The organism is Paenibacillus sp. ACRRX (genome assembly GCF_022346885.1).
Lineage (GTDB): Bacteria > Bacillota > Bacilli > Paenibacillales > Paenibacillaceae > Paenibacillus_B.
On sequence record NZ_JAKRNK010000001.1, the window covers coordinates 629,533 to 648,074 of the forward strand.

An 18,542-nucleotide genomic window follows, 5' to 3' on the forward strand; every position below is an offset into this window, starting at 1 on the left:
GACAACAGGTGGTGAGACGATGGGTGACATCATTGATTTCCTTTTCAGAATTTTTTACTTATTAATTAGTACAGTTTTTTGGGTGATCGTGAGTGCATTTGCTTGGATAGGGGTATTTATTAATACTATCAATCTACCGCTGTGGTTTGCTTGCATGAGCACCGGATGGATGATTGTTACTTTGTTCATTAAAAGGGATTTTAAAGAGGAACTGCTGCATTTTTTGGACTGAAATGTTTGTATAGATGCAACTAATCGTTAAGCAAGCGAGAATGAAGAAGCATGCTAGAGATATATGAATAAGCTAGAGCAATAAATTGTAGGGGTGTCCCAAAAGTGTTCGGAGGCACGAAGAAGATCTCGTAATAATTAGCGAAATGCCCTCAAATTCCACATTGAAGTGGGATTTGAGGGCATTTTTATGCGTCAAATTCAGAGTCTAGTGAGTCCGAAAGATAATAAATGGGCTTTTGGGATAGCCCCTTTTATTCTGAATCATTTTATTTCGGCTGCTCGTGAAATACATCAGCGATCAGTTGATAAGACTTAAGCTTGGCCTCAATATCATGGACCATAGTGACAATCATGATCTCGTCGGTTTGATAGGCTTCACTTATATCAAGCAGTTGTTGTTTCACTTGTCCGGGGGTACCGACGATCACCCGGTTACGAATATCTTGGAGCCGCATCCGTTCATATGCGGTATATGGATAATCTGTCGCCGTCTCCACAGAAGGAAATCCATTAGTTTGCTTGCCTTGTTCCAGCAATACAAATGTCAACTGCATGCTCCGTGCAAGCAGTTCAGCTTCTTCCTCGGTATCCGCACAAATGACGGATACGGTTATTAGTGTTTTTGGCGCCTCTTGATACAATGACGGCTTAAAGTGCTGACGGTAATAGCGCATCGTGTCTGTACCGCCATGTGGGTTAATGAAATGCGCGTAGGCATAGGCGGCTCCTTGCTTGGCTGCTACAATGGCGCTGTCACCGCTCGAACCAAGCAGCCACAACACTGGCGCTGTCTCAATATAGGGTGCAGCGCGCAGTCCGGCAAAGCGATGCCCCTGCGGCAAGGAATCATGTAAATAGGCTGTTAAATCACGTATTTGCTCTGGATAACGATCTATGGATCTATGGATGTCCTCTTGCAGCGCACGTGAGGCAAGTGGTGTTCCGCCTGGAGCTCTGCCAACACCAACATCCATCCGTCCAGGGTATAACGCTTCAAGGACCTTAAAGTTCTCGGCTACTTTATAAGCGCTGTAGTGGGGGAGCATCACGCCGCCTGACCCAAGACGAATGTTACTAGTCTTGGCTCCGAGGTGTGAGAGCAGCACCTCGGGACTGGTCCCAGCAATGCCGCTGGAAGCATGATGCTCCGACACCCAGAATCGATGATAGCCGAGAGATTCTACATGCTTAGCCAGTCTAACTGTATCCCTTAGTGCGTCAGTAGGGGACTTGCCTTCAGGGATGAGTGATTGATCCAAAACACTTAACGTTATCACGGTGACTTCACCTCTAGGCATAAGATTTTGAAACGGAAATTCAACTTTTATTCATATATATACTATATTATATATAGTTTAAGAAAAAGTAAAAGCATCTGTATCGAAGATGATTTTTGTTGGACGGTTATTTATTATCCGTCCACAGGTGGAATTAAACCGTGGAGCGGCAGAAATTTGCGTCATTTAATGATAATCTTTCTCAAGAGACAATATTGCAGTATATAGGGTTGGGAGATGAGAACGTGCAGTCGAAAGGCAGTTTACGTAAACTTTTGGAATTAGCAGGCACACACCGCGTGCAGTTGTTTTGGTCGTGCCTGTTCTCCGTTATGAGTGCAGCACTAAGCCTGGTGCCCTATCTCATTGTATACCAGATGACAGTGGCGCTGCTGACTCCACCTGTAGATACGGGTGCGGTTTGGACGATGGTATGGATTGCGCTTGGAGCTGTTGTATTACGATTTGGCTTGCTTGCAGCATCCACGATTATTTCGCATACTGCAGCTTATCGGATTTTGTATTCGCTGCGAATTCAGCTGACCAACAAGCTTGCCAGTCTTTCACTAGGCTATTTTTCTGACCGGACAAGCGGGAAACTTAAAAAGATTATAGCGGAGGACGTAGAACGAATCGAGAATTTTATCGCTCACCACCTGCCTGATTTCGCTTCTTCTTTGTTTACCCCCTTATTTACGGTTATCGTGCTATTTGCGATGGATTGGCGGCTTGCCCTGGCGGCACTTATTCCTATTCCGCTCGCTTTCTTCATGCAATCTACTATGTTTCGTGGACAGGGAGAAAGAATGAAAGAGTATCATCAGACATTAGAAGTGATGAATAGCACCATTCTCGAATATGTCCGTGCCATGCCAATTATTAAATCGTATCGTATGACCGTACAGTCTTTTGTCCGCTATCAAGATTCTGTTAACCAGTATACCTCATTCTGGATTCGGACATCACGGCGGCTTGCCCCTGTATACGCATTGTTTATGGTCATGATTGAGACAGGACTGCTGTTTATTCTGCCGGTTGGAATATGGCTCTATACGTCAGGTGATGTGTCGCTTGAGATATTGCTATTGTTCCTTATTCTTGGAGTTGGCTTTACTGTGCCAATCAAGCAAATTTCGGAGCTCGGCCATATGTTGAAAGCAAACATGGAAGGCGTTAATCGAATTGAGGACATTTTGCAAGAGGATGAAATTAAAGAGCCTGTAAATGCATTAATTCCTCAGCGTCACGATCTAGAGTTTGCTAACGTGCACTTCAGTTACGGCAAACAGCAGGTGCTGCACAATGTAAGCTTTAGGGCTGAAGAGGGGACGATTACTGCCTTTGTAGGGCCTTCGGGAGCAGGCAAGACAACGGCAGCACAGTTAATTGCACGTTTCTGGGATGTATCATCTGGATCAATTTGCATCGGTGGTGTGAATCTGAAGGATATGAAAACAGAAATATTAATGGACCGCATTGCCTTTGTATTCCAGGATGTATTTATGCTGAATGATTCAGTTTTGGAAAATATCCGCCTAGGCCGCAAAGAAGCAACGGACAGCGAAGTGTACGCAGCTGCAACTGCTGCACAGGCCCATACTTTTATAACGGAGCTGCCTGATGGTTATCGTACAGTGATCGGTGACGGTGGAATGCATCTAAGCGGAGGCGAACGTCAGCGCATTTCGATTGCACGAGCGATTTTGAAAAATGCGCCAATTCTAATATTGGATGAAGCAACTGCATTTGCAGATCCAGAGAATGAAGCCCATATTCAAGACGCATTAAGTGAGTTGCTGCCAGGTAAGACTGTAGTTGTCATCGCTCATCGTCTATCCACGATTACAGATGTGGATTGTATCATTGTATTTGAAGAGGGTAGAATTGCCGGCAGCGGCAAACACGAGGAACTGCTGCAGCACTGTGATACGTATCGTTCCTTATGGAAAGCGTATACGGCTGCGAGCGTATGGGTAGTAGGCGGAAAGGAGGCTTCACAGCATGCTTAATATGGTAAGAGCCGTTACAGGCGGTTCACTTGGCAAGCTCCGTCGCGCAGCATTATTTACTGTATTGGAAATGATATTTGCTAGTGTACCATACGGTATGCTGATTGTAGTCATTCATCAATTGTTCCATCCTCCACTGGATATGAAGCAAATCTGGTTATGCATTGGCATTATGATTGTTGCCTTTTTGCTGCAAGCCGTCTGTTCTGTAATAGGCTATCTGGATGCCATGATAACTGGGGCAAGTCTAATGCGAGACACAAGGCTGCGCCTGGGTGAGCATTTGCGTAAGCTGCCGATGGGCTATTTTGCACGTAAAGATAAGGGAGAGATTAGTCACACGCTGCTTAACAATGTAGATGAAGTTGAGAAAATATTAACCCATCTCTTTTCTAACATTGTAGGTGCTATTGCGATGCCATCAATTGTGGCTCTTTTTCTACTATGGTTGGATTGGCGGCTTGCCTTGGCGATGATCGTAGCGGTTCCGCTGGCACTTCCACTGCTGATTTGGTCGCAGCGCACCATTAATCGTGCTAGCCGCCGTCGTTTGTCGATGGTATCACATGCGAATTCAAGGCTGTTGGAATACATTCATGGCATTAAATTGTTCAAAGCGTACAATCAGACAGGTGAGAAGTTTGCCCGGATGCAGCAGGCAATGAAACAGCTTAGTGATGAGAGCATTAAGCTGGAGGCGACGGTTTCCCCAATCATTCTGTCATACGCCATTGTGCTGGAAGTTGGATTTATCGGCTTGTTATTATTGGGCAGTTATTTATTATTTGGAGGCACATTAGATGTGTCGGTATTTCTGATCTTTCTTATCATTAGCTTACGCTTCTACAATCCACTACGAATGGCTGGCGCTCATTTGGCAGAACTGCGTTATATGAGCAATGCAGGTGAACGAGTGAAAGAAGTACTAGAGGAACCCATGCTGCCAGAACCGATCATTTCTAGGACACCGCAACAATTTGGGATCGCGTTTCAGAACGTCCATTTCCAATATGACGGCAGGCCCGTGTTGTCTGGAATTAGCTTTTCGGTAGAACCTTGCAGCATGACGGCATTAGTCGGTGTATCCGGTTCCGGCAAATCCACGATCGCACATTTGATTGCCCGCTTTTGGGATGTAAAGAGCGGTTCGATCCAGATTGGCGGCATTGATGTACGCGAGATCGCTACTGACAGCTTGTATGCCTCCATCAGCATGGTCTTTCAAGATGTTGTCTTATTCAACGATACCGTGCTGAATAATATTAAAGTAGGCAATCCAAAGGCAACGTTCGAGCAGGTCGTACAAGCGGCCCAGTCTGCCAATTGCCATTCCTTTATTACGAGACTACCACAAGGGTACGACACTGTTATTAGTGAGGAAGGTTCGTCTTTATCGGGAGGAGAGAAACAGCGGTTGTCCATCGCACGAGCTATTTTGAAAGATGCACCGATTGTACTGCTGGATGAAGCGACGGCCTCACTTGATTCGGAAAACGAGCTTTATATCCAGCAAGCGATACAAGCGCTTGTTCGCTCCAAGACGGTCGTGGTGATCGCCCATCGCCTTAAAACGATCCGCAACGCCGATCAGATTATTGTAATTGAGAATGGCCAAGTAGCGGAAGCGGGCACCCATTCAGAATTAATAAATGACATGGGGATATACAATCGATTGTGGAATGAACAGCAAAAGGCAGGCGGCTGGAAAATGAGTAAAGCAGCTTATAAAGGTTAGTCAAAAATAGTGTTGATGCTGTCCAATTAATCGCCCGTTAACTCCAACCAGCTTGGAGACGGGCTTTTTTTGTTATACTCCCCTTTCAGAATTCCTATTTAATGGTATGATAAGCAAGGAGATATGACCTAGGTTGATATGAGATGAAACGGAGTGTTGACGCATCTTGCGACGAATATGTATAATTCCATGCGGTTCCCGAAAAATATGGGATAGTGATAGAAATGCTGTTGGTCCTTATGAAGCGCAGTATGCATATACCGGAGCGCTGCATCGGAAATGTCAAGCCTATGCCCGTGCTCACTATGAGCATTGGGTTATACTGTCAGCCAAGCATGGCTTGTTGTTGAAGCACGATATCGTGCCAGACAACTATAACGTTCGTTTTGGAAGCGATCATCCGCAGCTTGTGACGATATCGGAATTACAAAGGCAAGCAGCAGAAAAAAAGTTAGATCAGGCTGCTGAGGTAGTCATGTTGGGTGGAAAGAAGTTCCGAACGATACTGCCGTTGATTTTTACATCCGAAGATCTAATCTTTAATTATCCTTTAAGTGACTGCTCGGGTATCGGATACATGCTGCAAAGATTAGACAATGTTATCGAAAACAATTTAGAAATGAAGCCGATTCTTTTGTGAGGCGACACACTCGTTTGAAGGGGTGATATTACCGATAACGTCGTATCACTTGAAAAGTTCAACGTCATGCGAGTGATGATTAAGGTGAGGATACATGTTAAAGTCAAAAAAAGTTAGAGTGGGATGCGCAATCCTTGTTGTTGGTTTGTTGGGTTGGATATATCAGATGATTGGAGTATGGCTCGATTTCAGAAATGTATCCCCAGCAGGCAAGCTTATTTCGATTAATGGGCATCAGATGTTTGTTTCTGCAAGTGGTCAGCCAAGTGCTAAGGGAACGCTCGTGTTGTCGGCTGGAAATGGGACGTCTTCTCCTTATGCTGATTTTTATCCAATAACAGCAGAAATGAAGCACTATACCCGTGTAGTTACATATGAAAGACCTGGATATGGCTGGAGCGAAGCTACCGACATCTCAAGAGATATCGATACGATGACTAATGAAATGCGGCAGCTGCTGCAGCAATCTGGTGAACATCCGCCTTATATCATACTAGGTCACTCTATGGGAGCTCTTGAAGGAATCCGATTTGCACAAATGTACCCAGAAGAAGTGAGCGGTCTAATTATGTTAGATGGCATCAGTCCTGAATTCGCTCGCGATGCTGACATGGACTGGGGATATAAAATGGGCTGGTACATGATTGAAGGTGCTAAAAAGCTAGGTGTACTGCGTGGATTAAGTGATCTAGGCATAATGACCCATTCGTTTAATGACATGGAGGATCTCCCAGAGTCTATTGAGAAGCTTAAAGTCAGCATGATTCTAAAAAACGCCAACAATCGGATGATGCTGGAGGAACGGAAGCAATTTCATCAGAGCGGTCTCAAATTATTGGAAAAAGGTAAGGTTGGGGATATTCCTGTACTCATCCTGTCTGCCCCCAACAACGGCTATCCGAATTGGCGCGAGGTGCAGCGTCAGCTTATGTCTATTTCGTCCAAGGCGACGCAAAAGTCGTACATTAGAGCAGGGCATTATATTCACCATGACTACCCACAGGACGTCAATAACCGTATCTTGAAATTTATTACAAGTATTCCTCCACAGGAGAACTCCACAAAAAAAGCTGATTAAGAAAGAAGCTTGCTCTTTACAAGTTGTTTCCTCTGATTGGTTTGGTATGTTATGTTGCAAAAGGCGCTCGGTCTTGAGCGCTGTTTTTCGTATCTTTTGATGGCCCGTGGAGCATGGTATATTCCGAAAGGCCTCATCGATCCATTTGTTATTTTCCACTGTAAGAAAGAGGGTCAGAATTACAGATGAATGATTATTTATTTCCAATTAAGCAAGCGATCATTACCTTTCCGTTTATCGCTTTGGTACTCACAGCTCCGTTTCTCATTGTTCAATACCGTAAATACGGGTATGTCAACAAACTGCGGTCTGTCGTGCTGTATTCCTTGCTGCTTTATTTGCTCTCTGCTTATTATTTGGTCATTTTACCTCTGCCGGCAGACTTCAGTAATTGTCTTCGTGAGGGTTCATTATGGTCATACATGCAGACAAAGCCCTTTACCTTTATAAATGACATCAAGAAGGAAGCAGTCATTACTTGGAGCAGTCCCGCTTCTTATATTTACCTGCTTAAAGAACGTTCATTTTTACAAGCGTTGTTTAATGTGGTGTTAACATTGCCCTTAGGTGTCTACTTGCGTTATTATTTCCGTCGCGGATGGATGAGCACCTTGCTGATCAGTTTACTTGTCTCTATCTTCTTCGAGACTACTCAGCTTACAGGTTTATATGGCATATACGAATGTCCGTACCGTCTTTTTGACGTAGATGATCTTATGCTGAATACGTTGGGTGGTATGATCGGTTTTGTTGTGGCGCCTATTCTCACTTACTTCCTGCCGCGAGCAGACAAGTTGGACGAGCATATAGATTTGGAAAAAATGACGGTTGGATTTATCCGCCGCGGTATCTCTTTTGTCATTGACACTACTGTGCTCGGGATGCTTGCGAGTATTGTCGGTCTTGTCTTGTACGGTGCTGATACGATGACATTGGGATATATTGATCGCAACATGGATGCCACTTCGTTCCGCTTAGTTGCACTTGCCATATCTGTGTTTTTATATTTTGTTGTAATTGCTGCGATCACGAACGGGCGCACGCTTGGCAAGTGGATTACTCGAATTCACGTCATTGAAGATGCTCGCCGCAGCAGTAAGCCATCGATTACGTGGCTCGCCTTATTAAAACGATATGGAATGCTGTATTACGGAGTGTTTGGATTAAACTGCATGCTGGCGATCATTTACACCTATGGCGAGTTGCCGTATAGCACCAGCTTGATCCTTGTTATTGTTCATCTCGTGCTGATCGCAGTAATGGGAGTCCATGTCGTTTTATGCTTGTTCAGTCGGGACAAACGGTTATTCTATGAACGTATAAGCGGTACGCGAAACGTCGTGACCCTGCATACAGATAAGGAGGACGAGGGCCTCAAAGGTGAGCGGAAAGCAGCAAACGAGATGGAGCAGATAAGTGCTGATGAAACAGTAACTACATCTGCTCCAATAATGGAACCTGTTAATGTTCCTAAGCCTGAACGTGCACTTATTGGTAACAGGAATGATTCTAATTTGATGCAGGTGACAGCTAAGGCAAATGTGGTTCATTCTGATCACGTTACAGCATCCACAAAACCGGAACAGCTTGCCAATCTGTCTACTGTGGATCAAGTCGATCTAGAGCTGGAACGATTAAGAGCAAAGCTGAGACGTGAGCAGATTCAGACGAAGCTGCCTGCGGAACAGGACGAATAGGACAGGAAGATTCATGAATTATACTCACCATTCCTTAGTCCAATGACTATACTAATAGCAGTTGATATTAAAGTATTGTCGTCAGACAAGAATGAAAGGTGGGCTTGTTATGGGTCCACGGCCAAATCAGCATCCTCATAGTTCTGGATATGGCGAAATAAGGAACGACAGTAACGAGCAGTTCTCCGCATCATCCATGCGGCAAGGGGAACCTTCTCCTGCCGCGTATGGTGAAGGTCCGTTTGTTCACGAAGGCGCAGAGCCGCGGCCGAAGGAAGGCGGCAAAAGACAGCCTCCGTTTCCCAGGCCGCCCAACTGCCCTTTAACGGTGCAGAAGGCTGCGCTTATTGCAGCGCTGCTATATGATTGGCTGCTCATAGAGTCTGTCATTATTAACCGGAACAAATCGGTACAGGTCATTTTGGCTGGAGATTTCGGCAAGATCGGATTTTCGCCGGATTTGTTTAATAGCGAGCAGCTTGCTGAAAATGTAGGTTTGTTCGAAGCGTTAGAAGATGCGCAAATATTCCCTAATGCTGGAGAAATTGCAGCGGAAGAGGCGTCTGTCGTCGAAAGGAATAAGAAAAAGAAGCCGCCGTTATCAAGAAACAAGCAGCGTCCGGGGAATACGCCTGTCCGTAAGCCGAGACGAAAGCGGTTGAGTCGAACTCCATTCTTTAATAAGAACATATAAGATCAGGTAACAAAACTGCATTATGAATGAGCACGGGGCTGTCCAACAAGTCAGTACAAATTGACTGCTGGAAGCCTCGTTTTTGTTAATGTTAAAAATAGGAACGATTTAAATTTTAGCTACACGAACAGTGTTACCGTGCCTCTGTATAAGTCTTAGTAAATCCTCAATTGAAATCCAGATTGTTGCGGTATTTTCATTTGGATGTATGCCGATGTTATTAAGTGGTAATAAATCCTCATCGATTATAACTTCGACTTTACGTTCGGTATCGTTTAGTACGCCCAAGGGTGTCACTGCGCCTTTATGCAAGCCAAGATAGTTAAGCAGATCGTCTTCAGAAGCAAAGCTGAGTGGTCTTGAATTCAGTAGCGCTCGCAATTCCTTCAAATTTACCGTTTTATCTTTTTGAATGGTTAGTAAATAATAACTTCTTTTTTTATCGTCCCGAACAAATAGATTTTTCGCAACTTGATTGGCATTAGGCATTGCGAAACGATCCATTTCTTCGATCGTATACGCAGCGGGATGCTCCACGATGTCATAGCTAATATTCAATTGCTCAAACAATTCCAAGATTTCTGTTTTGTTCATGTTGTTCACCTGTCTTTATGATTATATATTCTCGACTAAGCTAATTACTTATTGGACAACCCTTGGTTATGTTATTCCTCTTGTGAAGCGGCGGTCCTGGCTTGAGATGACGCCCGCCCAATCGGACGAGGCTTCTTGTCCCGAAAGCGAGGGGCGACATAATTATGTTTCTTGTCCCGAAAGAAAATCCAACCTCCGATAAACGAAACGCCGATTGCAAACAAGAGTAAGCCAAATAAAAAGGAAAGCCACTCGAAAGTAGGAGACACGATTGTGCTGTTGCCATTATCCGCTATGTAATGGAAGATAGCGTTTTTCATTTGTAAAAAGCCGATAGTGGCCAGCACTCCAGGAACAACTAATAACAAGATGGCGATAAATCTGGAAATCGTAGTCCTTATGCTCATGCGTTATTCCATCCCTCTGTCTGAATAGTCCAATTCTCTCCATATTTTACCTTGAAATAAGAACGTTGTCTAATCCCATTCATTCGGACGTGCATGATGTCGTTATAGGTGGCGGTTGGTTTGGCGAGAAATAAAATAAGTTGTACAATAGGGCTATATGCAGCATTATCGATCGTAACGGGGAGTGGATATGTCAAATGACCAAACAAGTGGATGTCGCCATATTAGGTGGCGGTACAGGTGGTTACATTGCAGCAATTGCTGCTGCACAGGCTGGGCATCAAGTGGTTGTTGTGGAACGAGACCTTCTTGGAGGGACGTGCCTGCATCGAGGGTGCATTCCAAGTAAGGCGCTGCTTCGTAGTGCAGAAGTATACGCGCAAGCACGTGAGAGTGAACGATTTGGTATACATATGGAAGGCATAACCTATAACTTTGAGCGTGTACAATCACGCAAGCAAGAAATCGTAGACCAGCTTCATCGTGGTGTTCAGTACTTAATGAAGAAACATAATATTGAAGTGATTTATGGAAATGGCCGTGTGATGGGCCCTTCTATTTTCTCACCGCAGAGCGGATCAGTAGCGGTTGAATTAGAAGAAGGCGAGTCGGTTACAATCGTTCCAAAACACCTCATCATTGCTACGGGTTCACGGCCGCGTATTTTGCCAGGATTGGAGCCTGACGGCAACGCTGTTGCAACGAGTGACGAAGCATTGGAGTGGAGCAGCTTACCCCAAAGCGTTGCGATCGTGGGCGGCGGCGTAATTGGCGTGGAATGGGCCTCTCTGCTAGTTGACTTTGGTGTGGACGTAACCGTAATTGAAGCAGGACCGCGTCTATTGCCAACAGAGGATAAGGAAGTATCCAAAGAGATGGAACGATTGTTGAAGAAACGTGGGGTTCGTATTCATACTAACACCACTGTAGGTCATGACGGTGTTCTGAAAGCGGATGATTGCGTACAATTGTTGCTAAACAAAAAGGATGAGCCGATCTCCCTAAAAGTGGAACGAGTGCTTGTATCGGTCGGGCGTCAAGCTAACGTTGAACATATAGGGTTAGAAAATACGAATGTTCGTATTGAGAATGGTTTTATTAAAGTGAATGAATGGATGCAGACACAGGAGCCTCACATTTATGCGATAGGTGACTGTATTGGCGGTTTGCAACTAGCACATGCCGCTTCTGCTGAAGGACTTGCAGCTGTAAAACATTTCAGCGGTGAATCTCAATCGCCGTTATCTGAACATACGATTCCTAAATGTATCTATTCGCGGCCGGAAGCCGCGTCAATCGGAGTGACGGAAGAACAGGCGCGAGAAGCAGGTCTTGACGTTGTGACAGGGAAGATTCCTTTTAAAGCGATTGGCAAAGCAATCGTGCAGGGGGAAACTGATGGATTTGTAAAAGTTGTCATTAACAGCCTGACGCAGGATGTGGTAGGCGTACATATTGTGGGACCGCACGCGACAGAACTGATAGGTGAAGCTTCGCTTGCACAATTGCTCGATGCCTCGCCTTGGGAACTGGGACAAGTGATACATGCCCATCCATCGTTGTCCGAAATTATGAGTGAAGCCATGCTTGCTGCCGAAAATAAGTCTTTAGTGATGTAAGGTAAAGGATAGTAACAGATCGGTGAAAACAGGCTTCGTTGGTTGTGTGAGGAATGAAGTTTTCTTTTTTAAAATGTCGGAGTATAATGGATTTAGGCTCAAGTCTTAGTACCTGGTATTAGTTCCAGCCATAAGTACAACAAGATGCTGTATAAGCTGGGCTATTTTAGCTGTGGTTGCATGAGCTTATCATATCCAGAAAGATAGCCCTGTTAATTCTAGTTTCGGCTAGCAAGGGAATAATAAAGCTACGGCTTGAATAAAGGGAGGAATACTCCATGACACCAGAAACTTCGGTTCGTCAACAAACGAAGCATGAACAGGTTGGTCTAACGGATGCGCAGGCAGTTGAGATGTACAAGATGATGCTGCTTGCACGCAAATTTGATGAGCGTGGCATTTTGTTGCAGCGCTCGGGCAAGATTACGTTTCACATATCAGGTATAGGTCAAGAAACGGCTCAAGTCGCATCTGCTTTTGCGCTTGATCGCGAGCGTGACTACTATTTGCCTTATTACAGAGATTATGGATTTGTGCTCTCCGTTGGTCTTACGGTTAAAGATTTGCTGCTGGCCTCTTTTGCAAAAGCTGAAGATATTAGCAGTGGTGGACGCCAGATGCCAGCGCACTTTGGTGCGAAGCGTCACCGCATCGTCACGAGTTCAAGTCCCGTAACGACACAAGTGCCACACGCTGTAGGCATTGCACTGGCAGCTAAAATGCGCAAGCAGGATATCGTTTCTTTTGTTACCTTTGGAGAAGGCTCAAGCAATCAGGGTGATTTCCATGAAGGCTGTAACTTTGCAGGAGTGCATAAATTGCCTGTCATTATAATGTGTGAGAACAACCAATATGCCATATCTGTACCCTTCTCCAAACAATCGGCTGGACAGATTAGTGACCGCGCCATTGGTTACGGGTTCCCAGGGGTGCAAGTAGACGGAACGGACCCATTAGAAGTGTACCGTGTCGTCAAGGAAGCCCGTGCCCGAGCGGTACGTGGAGAAGGTCCTACATTAATTGAAGCAATGATGTATCGAATTGCTCCGCATTCTACATCAGACAATGACTTGGCTTACCGTTCAAAGGAAGAAGTGGATTTACATCGTGAGCGTGACGGCTTGCCTCGTTATCGTCAGTATTTGATGGAATGTGGCTTGTGGTCGGAAGAGCAGGATGCTGCACTCGTGAAGGAACTGCAAGCTCATATCAATGAGGCGACGAAATATGCCGAAGAAGCACCTTATCCGCAGCCGGAGGATACGTACACACATGTGTATGCACAGTCAGAGGAGGGGCGCAGCTAATGGCAGTTATGGAATATATTGATGCCATTCGATTGGCAATGAAAGAAGAAATGGAACGCGACGGAGAAGTGTTTGTACTGGGTGAGGATGTGGGCCTGAAAGGCGGCGTGTTTACGACGACAAAAGGCTTGTATGAACAATTTGGCGAGCAGCGTGCTATCGATACGCCGCTCGCGGAGTCTGCCATTGCAGGCGTGGCGATAGGTGCAGCTATGGTAGGCATGAAGCCAATTGCCGAAATGCAATACTCAGACTTTATGTTCCCGGCTGCGAACCAGATTATAAGCGAAGCGGCCAAAATCCGTTACCGTTCAAATAACGATTGGAGCTGTCCGGTCGTCATTCGTGCGCCAATTGGTGGCGGTATATTTGGCGGACTATATCATTCACAGTGTCCGGAGTCTGTATTTTTTGGTACGCCAGGTCTCAAAATTGTCGCGCCATTTACAGCTTATGATGCTAAAGGGCTGCTCAAGGCGGCGGTACGTGACCCTGACCCGGTCATTTTCTTTGAACACAAGAAATGTTACCGTATGATTTCAGGCGAGGTACCAGAGACGGATTACGTCGTTCCAATCGGGAAAGCGAATGTGCTCCGGGAAGGAACGGATATTACTGTTATCGGATATAGTTTGCCGCTTCATTTTGCTTTAGAAGCTGCGGAAGAGCTGGCGAAGGAAGGCATTAGCGCTCATATTCTCGATCTTCGTACCATTCAGCCGCTTGACCGCGAATCCATCTTAGAAGCTGTAGCCAAGACAGGAAAAGTTTTGATTATTCATGAAGATAACAAGACGGGCGGTGTAGGAGCAGAAGTAGCTGCCATTATCGCTGAGGAGCTCTTGTTTGAGCTTGATGCACCGATTATGCGGCTTTGTGGTCCTGACGTTCCTGCGATGCCGATCAGTCCTCCGCTTGAGCGTACCTTTATGCTTAACAAAGATAAAGTGAAAGCAGCGATGCATCAGCTCGCGATATTCTAGTTCGGGTGTATGCTTGCCTGTATAACACAGCAATAACGATGCGTAGCGGCGGTACGGGTAGTTCCCGTACCGCGCGTTAGCGATAGGAGTGAATGTGGATGTCCGGAAACGGAATGGGGAAGGATGTAGTCATGCCGCAGCTTGCGGAATCGTTAGTATCGGCTACAATCGGCAAATGGTTAAAGCAGCCAGGAGAAGCAATCGAGGCCTACGAACCGATATGTGAGGTTATTACGGACAAGGTGATGGCTGAAATTCCCGCTACAGAAGCGGGGATTATGCGGGAAATTATAGCTCAGGAAGGTGAGACCGTTCAAGTTGGAGCGGTTATTTGTCGTATGGATCACGGCTCAGCTGAGGTTGCAGGTTCGACTCCCGCTTTTAAGGCTGAACTTTCAGATTTGAGTGTGTCTGAAGCAGTGCCTGCACAAGGGCAAGAGATGCGCAATCGTTATTCTCCGGCTGTTCAGCGCCTTGCCCAAGAACACGGAATTAATCTAAATGATGTGCCCGGAACTGGACTTGGTGGGCGTATTACGCGTAAAGATGTGATTCAATTTGTAGAAAATCATCAAGCGATTGCTGTATCTGTGCCTGCTGCGTCCGTTCATCGGAGCAACCCGGCGGAGCAAGGGACGATATCTTCTGTTTCCACACAAAATGCAGTCTCAGCTCAGCAGCCATCAGTTGTTCATCCTTCCGCGGCACAGGTGTCCCAGAGCAGCAACGGGCATAATGAACCTGTTCGTACGACAGGATTACACTTATCTGAGAATCCTCGTCTGCCGACGATTGAGATTGATAACGGTCAATCGGGTCGCGGCGAGTACTTGATTGACGTGACACCGATTCGCAGTACGATCGCTCGCAACATGAGACAGAGCGTATCTGAGATTCCGCATGCATGGACAATGATTGAGGTGGACGTGACCAATCTGGTTCAGCTTCGAAATAAATTAAAAAATGAGTTTATGCGCAATGAGGGCATTAACTTGACATACTTGGCATTTGTACTTAAAGCTGTTGTTAATGCCATTAAAGATTATCCAATCATGAACTCGGTCTGGGCCGTGGATAAGATTATCGTGAAGCGGGATATTAATATATCGCTAGCGGTAGGCACTGAAGATTCGGTCATAACACCAGTTATCAAGAAAGCCGATCAGAAAAATATTGCCGGCTTGGCTCGCGAAGTGGAAGAGCTTGCTCGCAAAACCCGTGAAGGTAAACTTAAGCTTGATGATCTGCAAGGAGGAACCTTTACGATCAATAATACGGGATCATTTGGTTCAATCTCTTCTTACCCTATCATCAACTACCCGCAAGCAGCGATCCTTACCTTTGAATCGATCGTTAAGAAACCGGTTGTTATTAATGATATGATTGCCGTTCGCTCAATGGCTAATATGTGTATGTCACTTGACCATCGTATTCTGGATGGTGTCATTTGCGGCCGCTTCTTGCAGCGTGTGAAAGAGAACCTTGAAGGGTTTGATCTTGAAACGAAGCTGTATTAATGGCATGCTAGACAGTGGAGAATGAGGATGTCAGATAGATAGAAAGAAAGTGTGAGCGGTTATGGATGAACAGCAGGTACAATCAGTTGGAACAGATGACAATGAACTAAAGCGACTTGTCGTACATACGTTTGATATGCTGGACTACAAGCAGGCTTGGGAAATGCAGAAGCAGGTTGTACGTGCGGTGGATGAAGGGACACGTTCGGATACATTGTTCCTATTGGAGCATCCGCCTACCTATACTATTGGTTCGCAGCGTCACCCTGAGCATCTGCTGCTGTCTCCCGAGCAGTTGAAGCAGCGCGGCATTCAAGTGTATGAGATTGACCGTGGCGGTGATATTACTTATCACGGACCTGGGCAATTGGTGGGTTACCCGATTTTGCTGTTGGATGGTCAGCGGCTGGATTTGCATGGCTACTTACGTAATCTGGAAGAAGTGATTATCCGCTACTTAGCGTCTTTTGGTCTGGTGGGCATCCGCAAGCCTGAATTTACAGGCGTCTGGGTCGGAGAAACGAAGATTGCAGCAATTGGTGTAAAGTTTAACAAGTGTCGCCGGCATCGTGGTTTTGTAACGAGTCATGGATTTGCATTTAATATTAAGAGCGGTATTCAGTATGAGGGATTCACCGGAATTGTCCCATGTGGTATTCAACAATATGGAGTTACCTCGCTAGAAGATGTAACAGGCCAGACTTTTACCGTTCAACAAGTTGGTGCGCAATTATTGCCTTACTTTGTTGAAGTATTTGGGTACGATCAAGTAGTCAATGAGAACTGGTCTGAGTCAGTAGAGCATACGAACACGAGCCATGCATAAAGCATGGCTCGTCCGTCATTGTTGCGGTGGATATATGATATCCATTAATGTACTTGTAATTGGCTTGACTGGCTGATTACAGTCCGTATAAGAATGGTTCAACCAGTACGAACAAGGTAGAAGCTACCATGGCGATAAGCATAAGATAGACAATGATGCGGAACCAGCGCTTTTTATTCATGGATGTAAGGCACTCCTTTCTCGTACGGAACGTTCATATATTCTATTCTAACGAAAATCAAGTCAGGAGGAAAGTCAATATGGTACAGCAGCAGCGTTTAATCCAACATTTTTTACAATTGATACAGGTGGACAGCGAGACAAAATACGAGCGTGACATATGCAATCTATTAAAACAGCAATTCAGCGAGCTGGGTCTTGAAGTGGTGGAAGATGATACAACAGCAGTGACGGGACATGGCGCTGGCAACTTGATTGTCACATGGCCGGCATCGACTGGACAAGAACAAATGACACGCTTATTCTTTACTTCTCATATGGACACCGTTACCCCAGGCAAAGGGATTAAGCCTATTGTAGATGAGGATGGTATGATCCATAGCGATGGCACAACGATTCTGGGTTCAGATGACAAGGCAGGTCTGGCTGCAATGTTTGAAGCGATACGTGTCATTCAAGAAAACGACATCTCTCACGGGCAAATCCAATTTGTGATTACGGTTGGCGAGGAGTCAGGACTGCAAGGCGCACGTGCGATGGACGCCAGTTTTTTGCAAGCTGACCTTGGCTATGCGCTTGACTCTAATGGCGAAGTTGGAGCAATTGCGGTTGCGGCACCCGCCCAAGCCAAGATTCAGATGGAGATTTACGGCAAGTCCGCTCATGCAGGTGTGAATCCAGAAGACGGGATTAGTGCGATTCAGGTCGCTGGCAAAGCGATAGCTCGTATGTCGCTTGGCCGGATCGATCACGAGACCACAGCCAATATCGGACGGTTTGAGGGTGGCGGCGCGACCAATATTGTGACAGATTATGTAAAGCTTGACGCAGAAGCACGCAGTATTGTCCAAGAGAAGGTGGAGCGTCAAGTTGCTTCGATGAAAGAAGCGCTCGAGTCAGCTGCTGTTGACTTTGGTGCCCGAGCTGTCTTTGAAAGCAAACTTATGTATCCAGGATTCCACTTTGAAGAAGGGGACGAAGTCGTGCAGCTTGCTGCACGTGCAATCGAAGGACTTGGTCTGAAGACACGCGTATTTCATTCTGGGGGCGGTAGTGATGCCAATATCTTTAATGGTTTTGGCGTTCCGACGGTGAATCTGGCAGTTGGTTATCTGGATATTCACACCACCAAGGAGAGAATTCATAGCGATGATCTAGTTAAAACCGCTGAATTGGTCGTCGCCATTATTAAAGAAGCAGGTAAATCGTAATTGTCCGTTATTGTTACACGATAGTTGTGTACAGATAATCGAATAATGTAACTTTAAACAGCAATGAGCAGACATGACATGCTGCATTAGTTGGATTTGCAAATAGAGGAAGCCGTCTGCTCTGTTATTAGAGTGTGACGGCTTCTTCAACTATCTATTTTAAATTATTTCTAACTCGGGAATCGATATACCGAAGCGGAATGCAGGCTGATTGGCGCTGATTGACATCGTTGCTGCTCGTTAAAACTAGATCCTAATACGTCTACAAGCTTAATGTCTGTACCCATCCTTAATACCAATCGTTTTAGTGCAGCTTGTATTTCAGTGCTTGTACCACTTATCCATAATTGCTGCTGGTTATGACTCATTTTTACAGACATATGAGGGTCTTCCTTTCTGTATGGCCGTTGGATTTTTTGGTCGAGCCGGACAAGCTGCTTTGATATAATGATTATGTGCGTCTGTCTACAGATATGCATTTAATAAGAACGGATGAATGAAATAGAAATCCAAGTGTACGTATGCTGGATTGTG

At 45.5% G+C, this 18,542-nt stretch carries 18 protein-coding genes; 13 read left to right on the top strand and 5 right to left on the bottom strand.

Annotated features, from left to right (window positions below):
- Nucleotides 1-19: 19 nt before the first annotated feature.
- Nucleotides 20-232, top strand: coding sequence for a hypothetical protein (locus MH117_RS02755; RefSeq protein WP_239327096.1), 213 nt, complete (start codon nucleotides 20-22; stop codon nucleotides 230-232).
- Between the two features lie 268 nt (nucleotides 233-500).
- On the opposite strand, the gene MH117_RS02760 is transcribed toward MH117_RS02755, so the two are convergent.
- Nucleotides 501-1,511, bottom strand: coding sequence for an LLM class flavin-dependent oxidoreductase (locus MH117_RS02760; protein ID WP_239327098.1), 1,011 nt, complete (start codon nucleotides 1,509-1,511; stop codon nucleotides 501-503).
- Between the two features lie 161 nt (nucleotides 1,512-1,672).
- On the opposite strand from MH117_RS02760, the gene MH117_RS02765 reads away from it, so the two are divergent.
- From MH117_RS02765 to MH117_RS02790, 6 genes are all read left to right on the top strand, one after another.
- Nucleotides 1,673-3,520: an ABC transporter ATP-binding protein gene (locus MH117_RS02765; RefSeq protein ID WP_239327100.1), complete on the top strand. Its 1,848-nt coding sequence runs from the start codon at nucleotides 1,673-1,675 to the stop codon at nucleotides 3,518-3,520.
- The gene (locus MH117_RS02770) at nucleotides 3,513-5,255 is read left to right on the top strand and encodes an ABC transporter ATP-binding protein (RefSeq protein ID WP_239327102.1); all 1,743 of its coding nucleotides are present in this window, start codon (nucleotides 3,513-3,515) and stop codon (nucleotides 5,253-5,255) included. The genes MH117_RS02765 and MH117_RS02770 overlap by 8 nt, the downstream gene beginning before the upstream one ends.
- A 166-nt stretch (nucleotides 5,256-5,421) precedes the next feature.
- Entirely contained in the window at nucleotides 5,422-5,895 is a 474-nt protein-coding gene (locus MH117_RS02775) for a DUF6884 domain-containing protein (RefSeq protein ID WP_239327104.1), read from the top strand.
- 94 nt (nucleotides 5,896-5,989) lie between these two features.
- The gene (locus MH117_RS02780) at nucleotides 5,990-6,973 is read left to right on the top strand and encodes an alpha/beta fold hydrolase (protein WP_239327106.1); all 984 of its coding nucleotides are present in this window, start codon (nucleotides 5,990-5,992) and stop codon (nucleotides 6,971-6,973) included.
- A gap of 185 nt (nucleotides 6,974-7,158) precedes the next feature.
- Complete coding sequence (locus MH117_RS02785; RefSeq protein WP_239327108.1) at nucleotides 7,159-8,670, top strand: VanZ family protein; 1,512 nt, start codon at nucleotides 7,159-7,161, stop codon at nucleotides 8,668-8,670.
- Between the two features lie 109 nt (nucleotides 8,671-8,779).
- Entirely contained in the window at nucleotides 8,780-9,364 is a 585-nt protein-coding gene (locus MH117_RS02790) for a hypothetical protein (protein ID WP_239327110.1), read from the top strand.
- Nucleotides 9,365-9,472: 108 nt separating this feature from the next.
- On the opposite strand, the gene MH117_RS02795 is transcribed toward MH117_RS02790, so the two are convergent.
- Entirely contained in the window at nucleotides 9,473-9,958 is a 486-nt protein-coding gene (locus MH117_RS02795; protein ID WP_239327112.1) for a prolyl-tRNA synthetase associated domain-containing protein, read from the bottom strand.
- Between the two features lie 71 nt (nucleotides 9,959-10,029).
- A complete protein-coding gene (locus MH117_RS02800; protein WP_275444473.1) occupies nucleotides 10,030-10,365 on the bottom strand; it encodes a DUF2627 domain-containing protein in 336 nt (111 codons plus the stop codon).
- Between the two features lie 197 nt (nucleotides 10,366-10,562).
- On the opposite strand from MH117_RS02800, the gene lpdA reads away from it, so the two are divergent.
- The 5 genes from lpdA (at nucleotide 10,563) to lipB (ending at nucleotide 16,617) form a co-directional block, all read left to right on the top strand.
- Nucleotides 10,563-11,984, top strand: coding sequence for a dihydrolipoyl dehydrogenase (gene lpdA / locus MH117_RS02805; RefSeq protein WP_239327114.1), 1,422 nt, complete (start codon nucleotides 10,563-10,565; stop codon nucleotides 11,982-11,984).
- 278 nt (nucleotides 11,985-12,262) lie between these two features.
- A complete protein-coding gene (locus MH117_RS02810) occupies nucleotides 12,263-13,291 on the top strand; it encodes a thiamine pyrophosphate-dependent dehydrogenase E1 component subunit alpha (protein ID WP_239327116.1) in 1,029 nt (342 codons plus the stop codon).
- On the top strand, nucleotides 13,291-14,274 hold the full coding sequence (locus MH117_RS02815; protein WP_239327118.1) for an alpha-ketoacid dehydrogenase subunit beta: 984 nt from the start codon (nucleotides 13,291-13,293) through the stop codon (nucleotides 14,272-14,274). Before MH117_RS02810 ends, MH117_RS02815 begins: the two co-directional genes overlap by 1 nt.
- Before the next feature lie 98 nt (nucleotides 14,275-14,372).
- Nucleotides 14,373-15,791, top strand: a complete 1,419-nt coding sequence (locus tag MH117_RS02820; protein ID WP_239327120.1) for a dihydrolipoamide acetyltransferase family protein — start codon at nucleotides 14,373-14,375, stop codon at nucleotides 15,789-15,791.
- Between the two features lie 61 nt (nucleotides 15,792-15,852).
- Complete coding sequence (lipB, locus tag MH117_RS02825; protein ID WP_275444474.1) at nucleotides 15,853-16,617, top strand: lipoyl(octanoyl) transferase LipB; 765 nt, start codon at nucleotides 15,853-15,855, stop codon at nucleotides 16,615-16,617.
- A 76-nt stretch (nucleotides 16,618-16,693) separates the two neighbouring features.
- Here the strand turns inward: lipB and prli42 are convergent, their stop codons facing one another.
- A complete protein-coding gene (prli42, locus tag MH117_RS02830) occupies nucleotides 16,694-16,798 on the bottom strand; it encodes a stressosome-associated protein Prli42 (protein WP_157277469.1) in 105 nt (34 codons plus the stop codon).
- Nucleotides 16,799-16,877: 79 nt separating this feature from the next.
- Here prli42 and MH117_RS02835 point away from each other — a divergent pair, with 79 nt between their 5' ends.
- Complete coding sequence (locus MH117_RS02835) at nucleotides 16,878-18,008, top strand: M20/M25/M40 family metallo-hydrolase (protein ID WP_239327122.1); 1,131 nt, start codon at nucleotides 16,878-16,880, stop codon at nucleotides 18,006-18,008.
- Between the two features lie 170 nt (nucleotides 18,009-18,178).
- Here MH117_RS02835 and MH117_RS02840 read toward each other — a convergent pair whose 3' ends face one another.
- Complete coding sequence (locus MH117_RS02840) at nucleotides 18,179-18,388, bottom strand: hypothetical protein (protein ID WP_239327124.1); 210 nt, start codon at nucleotides 18,386-18,388, stop codon at nucleotides 18,179-18,181.
- Nucleotides 18,389-18,542: the final 154 nt, after the last annotated feature.

Bases quoted from the DNA above. Each gene is read 5' to 3' on its own strand.
- MH117_RS02755 (WP_239327096.1), top strand. From the start codon at position 20: ATGGGTGACATCATTGATTTCCTTTTCAGAATTTTTTACTTATTAATT.
- MH117_RS02770 (WP_239327102.1), top strand. From the start codon at position 3,513: ATGCTTAATATGGTAAGAGCCGTTACAGGCGGTTCACTTGGCAAGCTC.
- MH117_RS02780 (WP_239327106.1), top strand. From the start codon at position 5,990: ATGTTAAAGTCAAAAAAAGTTAGAGTGGGATGCGCAATCCTTGTTGTT.
- MH117_RS02785 (WP_239327108.1), top strand. From the start codon at position 7,159: ATGAATGATTATTTATTTCCAATTAAGCAAGCGATCATTACCTTTCCG.
- MH117_RS02790 (WP_239327110.1), top strand. From the start codon at position 8,780: ATGGGTCCACGGCCAAATCAGCATCCTCATAGTTCTGGATATGGCGAA.
- MH117_RS02795 (WP_239327112.1), bottom strand. From the start codon at position 9,958: ATGAACAAAACAGAAATCTTGGAATTGTTTGAGCAATTGAATATTAGC.
- MH117_RS02800 (WP_275444473.1), bottom strand. From the start codon at position 10,365: ATGAGCATAAGGACTACGATTTCCAGATTTATCGCCATCTTGTTATTA.
- lpdA (WP_239327114.1), top strand. From the start codon at position 10,563: ATGACCAAACAAGTGGATGTCGCCATATTAGGTGGCGGTACAGGTGGT.
- MH117_RS02810 (WP_239327116.1), top strand. From the start codon at position 12,263: ATGACACCAGAAACTTCGGTTCGTCAACAAACGAAGCATGAACAGGTT.
- MH117_RS02815 (WP_239327118.1), top strand. From the start codon at position 13,291: ATGGCAGTTATGGAATATATTGATGCCATTCGATTGGCAATGAAAGAA.
- MH117_RS02820 (WP_239327120.1), top strand. From the start codon at position 14,373: ATGTCCGGAAACGGAATGGGGAAGGATGTAGTCATGCCGCAGCTTGCG.
- lipB (WP_275444474.1), top strand. From the start codon at position 15,853: ATGGATGAACAGCAGGTACAATCAGTTGGAACAGATGACAATGAACTA.
- prli42 (WP_157277469.1), bottom strand. From the start codon at position 16,798: ATGAATAAAAAGCGCTGGTTCCGCATCATTGTCTATCTTATGCTTATC.
- MH117_RS02835 (WP_239327122.1), top strand. From the start codon at position 16,878: ATGGTACAGCAGCAGCGTTTAATCCAACATTTTTTACAATTGATACAG.
- MH117_RS02840 (WP_239327124.1), bottom strand. From the start codon at position 18,388: ATGTCTGTAAAAATGAGTCATAACCAGCAGCAATTATGGATAAGTGGT.